Genomic DNA, 13350 nt, shown 5'->3' on the forward strand with positions numbered 1-13350 from the left:
TCAGTGAATGTTGAGGATTCCAAGTCCTTCGAGGCCGCCCAGTACCGCATCGACAGCGATGGTGGAAAGAACGATACCCATTACACGGCTGACGACGCTGACGCCGCTATTGCCAATCAAGCGATAAATGTAGGTTGCTGCGAGCAGGGTGGCGAGTGTCACCAGAAGAACAAGAAACAGCAGAGCAGCGGTGATGGACTGTTCACCCACGGAATGACGATGGTTGTCGGTCAGAACCACGATGGCCAACATTGCACCGGGAGAGGCGATGGAGGGAATGGCCAGCGGAAAAACCGCGCCTTCCAGGTGGTCGCGTTCGGCCTCCTCGATCTCCCGGGCGGGTTTGGATTCGCCGAATATCATTGTGATCGCGAACATGAAGAGGATGATGCCGCCGGCGATCTGAAAGGACCCGAGGCGCAGCCCCAGCGTTTCCAGCAAATACTGACCGCCGATGAGAAAAATGAGAAGGACAATGCCTGCGATGGCAACCGCTCTGATGACGAAGATGCGGTGTAAATTGGCCGGCACGCGTGAAACGGCGAAAAGCATGACGGGAATGGAGCCGATTGGATCAATGACGACCAGTAGCGTTATGAATTCGCGGATCAGGCTGGTCCAATTCATCGAAGGCGTTTTCCTCTATGCAGTGCATTACGGATCAGTTGCAGGCGGATCAAAACAATATCAGAATAACATCTAGGCGCGTTCCACAAAGCCGTCCAGCACGCGTTTCTGTCCAGCCTTGTCGAAGTTCACCGTCAGCTTGTTGCCGTCGATGACCGCGATGTTGCCATTGCCGAATTTCAGATGAAAGACACGATCGCCGACGGCGAATTTCGATGGTGTATCGGTTGAGGATTTGGCAACAAGCTCGCCTTCGATCGTGCTGCCGCGTGGCCCGCTCTCTCCGTAACCAATACGTTCGACCGCGTGGCCGGAGCGGGTGCCCCAATTGTTGCGGGTGGCGTCGGATTTGTTAGCTTGCGCTCGTTTCCAGCCGGGCGTTGAATAGGTATTCTGGAACGGATCGGCGCGGTCGAAGCGGCTCTGGCCATATTGGTTGCGGCCATAGCCGCCATAATCGTTCGTGGCCTCGGCCACCTCCACATGCGCTTCCGGCAGTTCCTCGAGAAAACGCGAGGGCAAGGTGGATTGCCAAAGGCCGTGAATGCGGCGGTTCGAGACGAACCAGATATGGGCGTTGCGCTTGGCGCGGGTGAGGCCGACATAGGCGAGGCGGCGTTCCTCCTCAAGGCCTGAGCGTCCGCCTTCATCAAGCGCGCGCTGATGGGGGAAGAGGCCTTCCTCCCAGCCGGGTAAGAAAACGGTCTCGAATTCAAGGCCTTTGGCGGAGTGAAGCGTCATGATGTTCACGGCGTCGAGCTCCGCATTCTGCTCTGCATCCATGACCAGCGAAACGTGCTCGAGGAAATCGCGCATGGAGGCGTATTCCTCCATGGACCTGATGAGCTCCTTGAGGTTTTCCAGCCGTCCCGGCGCTTCGGCAGACTTGTCATTCTGCCACATGGCGGTATAGCCGCTTTCATCCAGTATCTGCTCGGCAAGTTCCGTGTGCGGCGTGTTTTCCAGCAGCGACTGCCAGCGATGGAAGTCGTTGACGACATCGCTCAGAGATTTCCGGGCCTTTGCCTTCAACTCTTCCGTATCGATAATCTCCGCTGCTGCGGCGAGCATGGGAATATCCCGGCTGCGGGCATGATCAATCACCGTTCGCACACTGGTGTCACCCAAACCGCGCTTCGGCGTATTGATAATACGCTCCAGCGCCAGATCGTCCGCCGGTTGGCAGACAAGGCGAAAATAAGCCAGCGCATCGCGGATTTCCATGCGCTCATAAAAGCGTGGGCCGCCGATGACGCGGTAGTTGAGGCCAAGCGTAACGAAGCGGTCTTCGAATTCGCGCATCTGGAAAGAGGCGCGAACCAGGATCGCCATGTCGTTCAGATTGTGCTTTTCCCGCTGAAGCTGTTCGATTTCCTCGCCAACCGCGCGGGCTTCTTCTTCCGAATCCCAGGCAGCATGTACCTGTACTTTGCCATCACCGGGATCGAGGCGATCAGTGAAGAGCGTCTTGCCGAGGCGACCTTCGTTATGAGCAATCAGATGGCCGGCGGCACCGAGAATATGGCCGGTCGAACGATAATTGCGTTCCAGCTTGATAACTTTTGCGCCTGGAAAGTCCTTCTCGAAGCGCAGAATGTTGTCAACTTCGGCACCACGCCAGCCGTAGATCGACTGGTCGTCATCGCCAACGCAGCAGATGTTGACTGCGGATTTGTTCTTCTCGCTGCCCGGACGCTGCGCCAGAAGCCGCAGCCACATATACTGCGCGGTGTTGGTGTCCTGATACTCGTCCACGAGAATGTAGCGGAAACGGTTGTGGTAGTCGGCCAGGATGTCCGGGTTGGTCTTGAACATGCGGATCGGGTGCAAGAGAAGGTCGCCGAAATCACAGGCATTCAGTGTCTTCAGGCGGTTCTGATAGGCGGCGTAAAGCTCGCGGCCCTTGCCGTTGGCGAATGCGCGGGCATCGCCTTCGGGGATTTGCGCGGGGTCAAGCCCCTTGTTCTTCCAGCCGTCGATCATGGCGGCGAACTGGCGGGCAGGCCAACGCTTGTCGTCGATGCTTTCGGCCTGCATCAACTGCTTGATCAGGCGAATGACGTCGTCGGTATCGAGAATGGTGAAGTCTGATTTCAGGCCCACCAGTTCGGCGTGACGGCGAAGGATCTTCACGCCGATGGAATGAAACGTGCCCAGCCATGGCATGCCTTCCACCGCGCCGCCGACCAGCATGCCGATGCGCTCTTTCATTTCGCGCGCGGCCTTGTTGGTGAAGGTCACGGCGAGGATTTGGCTTGGATAAGCCCGGCCTGTTGCCAGGATATGGGCAATGCGGGTCGTCAAGACGCGTGTTTTGCCTGTTCCGGCACCCGCCAGCACGAGAACGGGACCGTCCACGGTTTCAACGGCTTCGCGTTGCTCAGGGTTCAACCCGTCCAGATAGTCCGGCGCTCGCGCACTTTCGCGCGCGGCCATGGCCCGCGCGGCCAAACCTGCGGACGGTTGGGATGGGGCGCTTTCGGGCTCCTCATCGAAAAAGGGCATGTCTTTTACATTGGTCATTGTTGCTCAATGTAGTGATTCGGGTATGAAAGGCAAAATAAAGCGGAACAAAAAGGGGGTATAGTACCCATTTGGCGGCCTTATTGTCGCCTAATATGCCCATGATTACAAAATTGTAATTCGGCATTATGCGATTGCCAGCGCTGATCGCTTTCTAGATAATCGCAGCCAAGTTTTTCAGTAGGCATTTCCTACCAAAGATTCGGAGATCATATGCGCTTTTGGAAGCAGCTGTTTCTCAGCCTTGTCGTCGTCATCGTGGCCCTTGTTATTTGGGCCCGATTTGTCCCGGGATCGCGTGAGACGCTTGCAACTGTCGGAATGCCGGAATTTGTCGTCGGTCTGCTTACCCCGGAAGGCGCGGATACTGCCTCTGGCGAAAAGCCCTCCCGTGGCGGATTTGGTGGGATGCGCGGTTTTGGCGGTCCTGCGCAGGTGGTTGCGCAGCCTGTTGAATCTGCAGTTGCAAACGACAGGCTTGTTGCCATTGGCAATGGCGCTGCCATCCGTTCGGTCTCTGTATCTCCTGACGAATCCGGAAAGCTCGCTGAAATCCTCGTCCGTTCGGGTCAAAAGGTGGAGGCCGGCGATGTTCTTGCGCGTCTCGACAATCGCGAGCAGGTGATAGCGCGTGATCGCGCGCAGCTTGAATATCAGACCGCACAGGAGAAGGTGCAGCGTTATACAAGCCTGAAAGGTAACCTTTCCAAGGTCGAACTGGACGATGCTGTTGCCGCTGAAAAGACGGCCAAGCTGGCCTTGGAATCCGCAGAGCTGGCGCTGGAAAAGCGTGATATCGTCGCGCCTATTGATGGCGTTGCCGGCATTGTGGATGTCAATCTCGGAGATAACCTCACATCATCATCCACCGTGGTGACGATTGATGATCGCTCCTCCATCCTCATCGAGTTCTGGGCGCCGGAGCGCTTTTCCGGTTCGATTGAAACCGGCATGCCGATATCGGCCATTGCAATCGCGCAGCCGGGTGTCGTCCATGAAGGCAAGATCGCAGCAGTGGATTCGCGCGTCGATGAGGCCAGCAGGACCGTTCGCGTGCGCGCCGAGGTTCCCAATCAGGACGACACGTTGCGCGCGGGGATGTCTTTCAGGGTAACCCTGCATTTTGATGGTCAGAACTATGCGGCGGTCAATCCTGTCTCCATCCAGTGGGATTCTAAGGGCTCTTATGTATGGAAGGTTGTCGACGGCAAGGCGAACCGCAGCGGCGTGCGGATCATTCAGCGCAACCCCGAGAATGTTCTGGTCGAAGGCGAAGTCGAGCCAGGCGATATGATTGTCACCGAAGGTGTTCAGCGTGTTCGTCAGGGCGGCGATGTCAAATTGATTGGCGATGACGGTGCTGGCGATGGCAAAAGCGAGTCGAAGTCCGATGGAGCCACGTCATGAGTGCGCATTCCGAGGATGATCACCTTTCGGCGAGCGCGAGCTTTACGGCCATCTTCGTTCGCCGGCCCATTCTGGCGCTGGTGCTCAATGCGCTGATCGTGGTTGCCGGGCTTGCGGCCTATTATGGTGTCGAAGTGCGAGAGTTGCCGCAGGTGGACCGGCCGGTCGTCACCGTGCGCGCTGAATTTGCCGGTGCGTCGCCGGAAACCATGGACCGCGAGGTCACATCCATCATCGAGGGGGCGGTGGCGCGGGTGTCGGGCATTGCCGATGTTTCCTCGCGCTCCACCCAGGGCAACAGCCGGGTGACGATCGAATTCAATGACGATGTCGATATCTCCGTTGCCGCCAACGACGTGCGCGATGCCGTGGGGCGGATTGAAAACCAGCTGCCCGACGATGTCGATGCGCCGACAATTGTAAAGGCCGATGATGACAGTCAGCCGGTGATGCGCCTTGCGGTGACGTCCAGCACGTTGTCGATGGACGATCTGACCGTTCTCGTCGAAAACCAGATCGAAGATACGCTGGCGGCGGTCAATGGTGTTGCCGATGTGTCCGTTTATGGCGAGCAGGACAAGATTTTCCGCGTCGATGTCGATCAGGCAAAACTGGCAGGGCGAGGGCTGACCATTGCCGATCTCGGCAATGCACTTTCCACGGTGACGCTTGATGTTCCGGCGGGATCGCTGACAAACGCATCGCAGAACATTGTCGTTCGTGCCACGGCGCAGCTGACCGAGCCTGAAGAGTTCGAAAACCTGATCATCGCGAACCGGGTTCGGCTCGGCGATGTTGCCACTGTGACGGTCGGAGCCGCAGATGGCACGACGGCGCTTCGTTCGGATGGAAAGACCGGGATCGGCCTTGGCATCATCCGACAGGCCCAATCCAACACATTGGAGATTTCGAAAGGCATACACGCCGCGGTCGAGCGGATTCAGGCCAATCTGCCGGAAGGCACGCAGATTGTCGTTTCGAGCGATGACGCGGTTTTCATCCAGGGATCGCTGGATGAAGTGGTCAATGCGCTCGCCATCGCCGTGGTGATCGTTGTGGTCGTCATCTTCCTGTTCCTGCGGGATTGGAGGGCGACCATCATTCCGGCCGTGACCATGCCTGTCGCGTTGATCGGCACGCTGGCGGCGATCTATCTGGCTGGCTTTTCGATCAATATTCTCACCCTGCTTGCCATCGTTCTGGCGACGGGCATGGTGGTGGATGACGCGATTGTCGTTCTGGAAAATATCGTGCGCCGCAAATCCGAGGGGCTGGGTCTGCGCGCGGCAGCCGTGATCGGCACTCGGGAAGTGTTTTTCGCGGTCATTGCCACGACAGCGACGCTGGCCGCTGTGTTCGTGCCGATCTCGTTTCTGCCGGGGCAGACGGGTGGGCTGTTCCGCGAGTTCGGTTTCGTGCTGGCCTTTGCCGTCATGCTGTCTTCGTTTGTGGCTTTGACGCTTTGTCCCATGCTGGCGTCGCGTCTGCTCAAAAAAGGCCAGACGCAGCAAGACAGCGGACAGGAGGATGGCGGTTTCATCGGTCGCGCCTTTGCCGGCTTCTATGCCCGCACGTTGCGCGCCGTTCTTGATGTGCCGGTCGTGGTATTTGTCATCGCCATCATTTTCACGCTTGCGGCTTTTGGAACATTCGGGCTTCTGACGCGTGAAGTGACGCCGAGGGAGGACCGTTCGGTGGTGCTTGCCAGCATTACGACGCCGCCCGGCGTGAGCCTTGATTATACGCGCGAGCAAATCCGCCGTGTGGAGGAAAAGTTGCTGCCCATGCGCGATAACGGCGAATTGCGCCGCATCTTTTCCATCTCCGGATTCGGTGGCAGCACCAACCGCGCCTTCATGGTGATGACGCTGGCGCCCTGGGGCGAGCGTGAGCGCTCCCAAGACGACATCGTCAAGGACATCAACGCGCGACTGGCACAGGTTCCATCGGTTCAGGCATTTGCAATCCAGCCCAACAGTCTCGGTATTCGTGGCGGTGGACAGGGTCTGCAGCTTGCCATTCTCGGCAACAATTACGAGACCTTGAACGAAACGGCCACAAAGCTGATTGCCGCGCTGGAAGACAGCGGCAAATTCAACAGTATCCGGTTGAACAACGAGCCGACCCAGGCGCAGCTGTCGGTGTCTATCGATCGTGAACGCGCCGCTGATCTCGGAATTTCGATTTCCGGACTTTCGGTCGCAATCCAGGCCTTGCTGGATGGACGCAGTGTCGGCGATGTCTATGTCGATGGTCGGGCCTATCCCGTGACGCTTCTGTCCAGCACCAATCCGATCAATGATCCCGGCGATCTGGAGAATATATTCCTGAAGACCGAAGACGGGCGCATCGTGCCCATGTCGACCATTGCGACACTGCAGGAAAAGGCGATTTCGCCCACGTTGGAGCGGAACGACCAGATGCGGTCTGTGTCTTTGTCGATGAGCATGAATGAAGGTCTGTCGCTCGGTGGCGGGTTTGACGAGGCAACGCGGATTGCCGAGACAGTTCTGCCGCCGGGCTACCGGGTCATACCGCTTGCCGAAGCGGCAACGCTGCAGCAGAATTCGCAGAGCCTTGCCACGACCTTCGGCTTTGCCGTGGTGATCATCTTCCTCGTTCTGGCGGCGCAGTTTGAAAGCGTTGTCAGCGCGCTGATCATTATGGCGACCGTGCCGCTTGGGCTCGCCTGCGCCGTCTTTGCCATGTATCTGACCGGCAACAGCCTGAATGTTTACAGTCAGATCGGACTTGTCATGCTGGTAGGCATCATGGCGAAGAACGGTATTCTGATCGTCGAATTCGCCAATCAGTTGCGGGACCGGGGCGAGGATGTTCGCTCGGCCATCGAAAACGCCTGTCGAATCCGTCTTCGCCCGGTCATGATGACGATGATCTCCACTGTGCTTGGCGGTGTGCCGCTCATTCTGGCGCATGGCGCAGGTGCCGAAGCCCGTGTGGCGCTTGGCTGGGTGGTTGTCGGCGGTCTGGGGCTCGCGACCATCGTAACGCTCTATCTCACACCGGTTGCCTATCTTGCTTTCGCGCGCTTTTCCAAACCGCATGCCGATGAAGAGCGGCGTTTGCATGAGGAAATGCTGCTGGCAAGTCAGATGGCTGGAGAATAGGTCTCGACATCATCATTCTGCTGAGACATTGATGGCCGCGATCAGTTCGTGGAGGAAAACATGTCGCTGGAAGACGTTGTCGCCGGAAAACGCAATGAAGCCGGAATAGCTGCCGTACTCGGGATTTTGAAACAGCAGTTCGGCGAGCGTTTCCAAACAGGTGATTCCATTCGCGAGCAGCATGCGCACACGACAACCTATCTGCCGGCGCAATGGCCGGACGGCGTGGTGTTTGTTGAAACGTCGGATGATGTTCAATCGGTGGTCAAGGTCTGCGCCGAGCACAAGGTGCCGGTCATTGCTTTTGGCACCGGCTCTTCGTTGGAGGGACAGATCAACGCTGCATCGGGCGGCATTTCCATCGATTTTTCGCGCATGAACCGAATTCTCGAGGTGAATGCCGAAGACCTCGATTGCGTTGTTGAACCCGGCGTGACGCGTGAGCAGTTGAATGAATACCTGCGTGATACCGGGCTTTTCTTTCCGATCGATCCGGGTGCGAACGCGTCCATCGGCGGCATGGCGTCAACGCGGGCTTCGGGCACCAATGCGGTGCGCTACGGAACGATGAAGGATAATGTTCTGTCTCTGACCGCCGTGATGGCCGATGGCCGGGAAATCAGAACGGCGCGGCGGGCCCGCAAATCGTCAGCGGGCTATGATCTGACCCGGCTTCTGGTCGGGGCGGAAGGAACGCTTGGCATCCTCACATCCATAACACTGCGGCTGCAGGGGATTCCTGAAGTGATCGCGGGCGGTGTTTGCGGTTTTCCAACGCTGAAAGACGCAGCTGACGCGGTGATCATGACCATTCAGCTTGGTATTCCCGTTGCCCGTATTGAGCTGGTGAACGCCACACAAGTTGCCGCCTGCAACGCCTATTCCAAGTTAAACCTCAAGGTTCAGCCGACGCTTTTCGTGGAGTTTCATGGAAACGAGGAGAGTGTCGCCCTGCAATCGCGCCAGTTCGGGGAGGTCGTGGCGGAATTCGGTGGCGGGCCATTCGAGTGGACTGTGGACCCCGAAGAGCGGGCAAAACTGTGGAAAGCGCGGCATAACGTCTATTGGGCTGTGAAGGCGATGATCCCGGGCTATGAGGCGCTGGCGACCGATGTGTGTGTCCCGATTTCGAAGCTTGCCGAATGTGTGGCGCTCACCGAAGCGGATATTGAAGAGCATGGTTTGACGGCACCCATCGTCGGTCATGCGGGAGACGGCAATTTTCATGTGAGCATTCTCTTCGACGACAAGAAGCCGGAGGAGATCGCCAAGGTCGAGGCCTTTGTTGCGCGGCTGAACGAGCGGGCACTCGCCATGGATGGTACCTGCACTGGCGAACACGGTATAGGGCAGGGCAAGCAGGCTTTTCTGGTAGCCGAACTTGGTGATACCGTCGATTTCATGCGACAGATCAAGGCTGCCATGGACCCGCACAATATTTTGAACCCGGGCAAGATATTCAGGTTGGAATAATTGTTGTCGCCCTTGTATTTGCGTTTGTGGCGGCTAGCATAGCAGCCACTACGCCCATGTTCTGACAGGGAGAAATGCCAAGGTGCTGGGGCGCTTTCTCGTTTTTATCGCCGGTCTGCTTGTCGTTGCGCTGTTTTCTGCGCTTCTGGCACCCTATTTTATTGACTGGACCAATTTTCGGCAGGACTTCGAACGACAGGCGTCTTCGATCCTTGGCAAGAAAGTGGTGGTTTACGGCGATGTCAGCGCGAGAATCATCCCGTTTCCCTCCGTGACCATGAAAGATGTGCGCGTGGCGCAGGAGGGGGAGACCGAGCCGCTTGTCGCCGTCGAGCAGTTTTCGATGGATATGGAACTGGCACCGTTCCTGTCCGGCGAGGCGCGCATTTTCGAGATGCGTATCGTCAGGCCCAAGGTGCGCCTGCGGCTCAGCAAAGATGGGACGCTTGACTGGATCAGGACTGGCAATCCGACCATTCCGGCGAAGACCGTCGTTCTTGAAAATGTCCATATCATCGACGGGTCACTCAGTTTCGAAGATCAGCAGACCGGCCGCAATCGCGTTGTCAGCGACCTTGATATGGTCGCGTCCGCCAAGACGTTGCGTGGCCCTTGGCGGTTTGAAGGGGAAGGCGCTCTCGATGGTGTAGAGGGTCGCTTTTCGGCGGCGACCGGGGCTTATGATGGCGATGGGCAATTGCGGCTTGTTTCGCATGTATCTCCCGCCGAGACCCCTGTGGAGCTCGATCTTGAGGGCAGCCTGAAGATGGAAGCGCTGCGGCTTCGTTATGCGGGCAAGTTTTCGGCGCGCTACCGGCCGCCCGAGAACGATAATCAGGCTCGTCAGCCAGGGCCGCGCGCCAGCGGAAATTTCGAACTTGCAAATGATGCCGTCAGGCTGCCGGATTACCGGATTGAAGTGGGCGATCCCGCTGATCCTTATGTCATTACAGGCGAGGCGACGCTTGATACGGGTCTCAAACCGGAGTTTCTGTTGACGGCGGAAGGTCAACAGGTCGATATCAATCGCATCGGCGGTGAGGCTGCCAAGACGGGGCGGTATGTGGATGGTTCGGCGTGGATGCGGCTGCAGGCTTTGATGACGGTGATCGGGGATGTGCCAATCCCGACCGTGCCGGGACGGGCAACCATCAAGCTGCCTTCGATCGTGGCGGGAGATACGACCTACCGTAATATTGCCATCGACGCTGCGCCTGCCGGCACTGGCTGGACGATTACCAAGGCGACGGCGGAGCTGCCGGGGCGCACGGTGCTGGAAGCGAACGGCAATCTGAACGTCAAGGGTGGATTTGGCTTTGACGGTCAGCTGGTGATGGCCAGCAATCAGCCATCGGGTTTGGCGGCGTGGCTTTCAGGACGGGTGGACCCTGCCATCCGGGGTCTCAATCAGGCCGGCTTTTCCGCGTCCGTGAGCCTGCAGCCGGGCCTGCAGCGCTTTGAGGGTATGGAACTGGCCCTTGGCGGCGATATTCTGCGCGGTCGTGCCGAGCGACAGGCCCTTGGTGATCACAAACCCTCCATTTCGGTTGATCTGTCAGGCGGTGAACTCGATATCGACGCGTTGGAGGCGCTGGGCAATCTGGTTTTCGGTGGCGATGCTGCTCAAGGCGTGCTCAATCATTCGATTGCCGCGAAGCTGAGTTTCAAGGCGCTCAAGGCCTACGACACGGTCAGCAACGATGTTGCGACCACATTTTCGCTGCGGGACGGTGTGCTTGATCTCGACAATCTCAGCGTGGGCTCTGTTCTGGGAGCTTCACTGCAGGCCAGCGGACGCATTGAAGGCGCGCTGGACGAACCGAAAATTGCGCTGGATGGCACGGTCAAATCGGAAGACCCTTCAGCCCTTCTTGCCTATCTGCAGAAAAGGCTGCCTGATCACCCTGTGATGACGCGTCTAGCCGCCAGCAGTGGTTTTTTTGTCGATAGCGATCTGCGTTTTTCCGTCCATAGCGGCGCAGGGGGTGCCTGGCCTGTCAATCTCGATATTGACGGAGAGACGAATGGCACGAAACTGACCGGTCAGTTTGGCAGCGACATCCTCGGTGTCTCGGAAGACAGCGGGTTTTCGTTTGATATATCCGGGGAGAACAGCAATACGGCTACGCTTCTCGGACAGTTTGGATTGCAGCCGCTGCCGATTAACGAAGGGTCTGGCGGCATTGTCGGGCTGACGGTCAGCCGAAAGGCGGGAAAACCGGCGCAGATTGCGTTGAGTTTCACTGCTGATGATGGATCGCTGACGCTTTCGGGCGAGGGTGACATGGGTTCTGCGCATTTCCTCGACGGGCGCTATGCCATGACATTGGAAAGCGATGATCTTGAGCCGTATCTGATCATGACCGGGGTTGCCGTGCCGCAAATGGGTGCGGGGCTGCCAATATCGCTTTCTGCCTCCATTGCTATTGCGCCGGAGTCGATTGCCTTTTCCGAGGTGAAGGGAAAAGCCGATCAGAACGGTTTTTCAGGCGACCTGACGCTGAGCCGCGACGCTGTGCCGAAGGTCAACGGAGCGCTTTCTGTGGACACGCTTGACGTTGCGTGGCTGGCGGAGGCGGTGATTGGGCCCGTGACGGATGCGACCGGCGGCTGGAACAGCGACAATATCGCGCCGGCGCGTGATGCTGCGTTTAATGCGCAGATCGGCGTTCAGGTTGGAAAGCTTTGGACAGGCTACGCCTTGCCGGTCACGGCGTTCGATGGAACCTTGGTCTATGATGGGCGCTCGGTCGGATTGCAATCGGGCAAGGGTACCTTTGCCGGTGGCGCTGCGGAGGGCTCCGTTTCTGTCGCCAATGCGGACGGGCAGGCCTTTTTGAGAGCGCAGTTCAATGTGAAAAATGCAGCTTTTGCCAAGCTTTCCTGGAAATTTGGCGACATGCCGGTGCTGATGGGGCGGAGTGATTTCTCGGCTTTGCTGGAATCGTCCGGTCGATCTGTCGCCGACCTCGTGTCCCAGTTCAGCGGTTCGGGTGTTGTCGCGGTTGACCCGTTGACTGTAACGGGCCTTGATCTCGGCGTGCTGCCGTCCATTTTGAACAAGGTGGATGCCCTGGACGAAAAAGACCTGACCGCCGACACGGTGGCTCCGCTTGCTGCGGGCATCATTGGCAGCGGTTCGTCTACTCTCGGCAAGGTTCAGGTACCGTTTTCCGTGTCCGGCAGTGTCTTGCGGGCCAGCAATGTCGGGGCTGAAACAGACAATGCAAAATTGACATTCGAAGCGGATGCCAATTTGGCAGAACACTCAATCGACGGCTCGGTGCGCGTTGTCTTGAAGGCCGGCGATGAGGCGCTGGCCGGTGCTGAGCCTGCCGTGACGCTGAAAATTGGCGGTGAACTGTCTGCGCCTTCGGTCACACTGGATGTTTCCGAGCTTGCCGGGTTCCTGTCACTCAGAGCCTTTGAGCAGGAACGCCGACGGGTGGAGCTGTTGCAGGCCGACATCATGGAAAAGCAGCGTCTGAGACGGGAAAATGCCTATTACAAAGCGCTTGCGGAGGCGCGCGAGGCTGCTCGGCTGAAGGCTGAGGAAGAGGCGCGCAAGGCTCAAGAGGCTGAGGAAAAGCGCAAAGCCGAGCAGACGCTGCAGGAAGAGCAGAAAGCCGCCCAGCCCGATGCTGCGCCTTCAAACGACAATTCGCCTCAGCCGGCGGCCAGCGGCTCCAAGTCGTCCAACGATCCGTCTGGCGCCATTGACTGGAAACTTCTGCCAGCGCCGGGAAATTAGCGCTTTTCGGCCTGTGCCTTCAGGGCTTTCAGAACAAACAGCCGGATAGCCGAGGAGAAGTTTGTGTCTTCGTCGCGGTTCTCATCGATTCGCTGGAGAAGGGCACCTATCGGCAGGCCGGTGGTCTTGGCGATGCCGTTCAGTTCCGCCCAGAATTCATCTTCGAGGGAAAAGGAGGTTTTGTGACCTCTCAGATTGACGGAATGTTTGCGTATCAATCCTGTTCGTCCGTCTTGTCGGAAGAGGGAATACGGCGTCCCTGATCGTGATCTTTTTTGGCTTTTTCATTCAAGGCCGTTGTCAGGTTCTTTTCCGCCTTTGTGCGGCCGAAGGAAATGCGGTTTTGCTCGGCAGCCTTCTGCTTCTCGTCTCGCGCCTTGCGCTTGCGGAACTGTTTCAGGTTGACAACGTCTGAAGCCATGGGCGGGGATCCTGTCTTTT

Annotated in this window: 8 protein-coding genes; 4 read left to right on the plus strand and 4 right to left on the minus strand. The window is 57.9% G+C overall.

All coding sequences use genetic code 11. The features are described from left to right. Entirely contained in the window at positions 1-627 is a 627-nt protein-coding gene (locus tag NHF56_RS05580; RefSeq protein WP_252802335.1) for a MarC family protein, read from the minus strand. Between the two features lie 72 nt (positions 628-699). Further along, positions 700-3150 carry an ATP-dependent helicase gene (locus tag NHF56_RS05585; RefSeq protein WP_252802337.1) on the minus strand — a complete coding sequence of 817 codons (2451 nt, stop codon included), beginning with the start codon at positions 3148-3150 and terminating at the stop codon, positions 700-702. Between the two features lie 213 nt (positions 3151-3363). Between NHF56_RS05585 and NHF56_RS05590 the strand changes: the two genes are divergently transcribed. The 4 genes from NHF56_RS05590 to NHF56_RS05605 all read left to right on the plus strand — a co-directional run bounded on the left by NHF56_RS05590 (position 3364) and on the right by NHF56_RS05605 (position 12909). Continuing rightward, entirely contained in the window at positions 3364-4557 is a 1194-nt protein-coding gene (locus NHF56_RS05590) for an efflux RND transporter periplasmic adaptor subunit (RefSeq protein WP_252802339.1), read from the plus strand. After that, complete coding sequence (locus NHF56_RS05595) at positions 4554-7685, plus strand: efflux RND transporter permease subunit (RefSeq protein WP_252802341.1); 3132 nt, start codon at positions 4554-4556, stop codon at positions 7683-7685. The genes NHF56_RS05590 and NHF56_RS05595 overlap by 4 nt, the downstream gene beginning before the upstream one ends. Before the next feature lie 60 nt (positions 7686-7745). After that, positions 7746-9158: an FAD-binding oxidoreductase gene (locus NHF56_RS05600; RefSeq protein WP_252802343.1), complete on the plus strand. Its 1413-nt coding sequence runs from the start codon at positions 7746-7748 to the stop codon at positions 9156-9158. Between the two features lie 82 nt (positions 9159-9240). Further along, a complete protein-coding gene (locus NHF56_RS05605) occupies positions 9241-12909 on the plus strand; it encodes an AsmA family protein (RefSeq protein ID WP_252802346.1) in 3669 nt (1222 codons plus the stop codon). On the opposite strand, the gene NHF56_RS05610 is transcribed toward NHF56_RS05605, so the two are convergent. Next, complete coding sequence (locus tag NHF56_RS05610) at positions 12906-13127, minus strand: ribbon-helix-helix domain-containing protein (RefSeq protein WP_252802348.1); 222 nt, start codon at positions 13125-13127, stop codon at positions 12906-12908. The two genes, NHF56_RS05605 and NHF56_RS05610, sit on opposite strands and share 4 nt — an antisense overlap. After that, positions 13124-13330 (minus strand): DUF4169 family protein, encoded by a 207-nt coding sequence (locus NHF56_RS05615; protein ID WP_252802350.1) that lies wholly within the window; start codon positions 13328-13330, stop codon positions 13124-13126. Before NHF56_RS05615 ends, NHF56_RS05610 begins: the two co-directional genes overlap by 4 nt. Positions 13331-13350: the final 20 nt, after the last annotated feature.

It is taken from the genome of Rhizobium sp. L1K21 (assembly GCF_024055895.1).
GTDB lineage: Bacteria > Pseudomonadota > Alphaproteobacteria > Rhizobiales > Rhizobiaceae > Ensifer_A.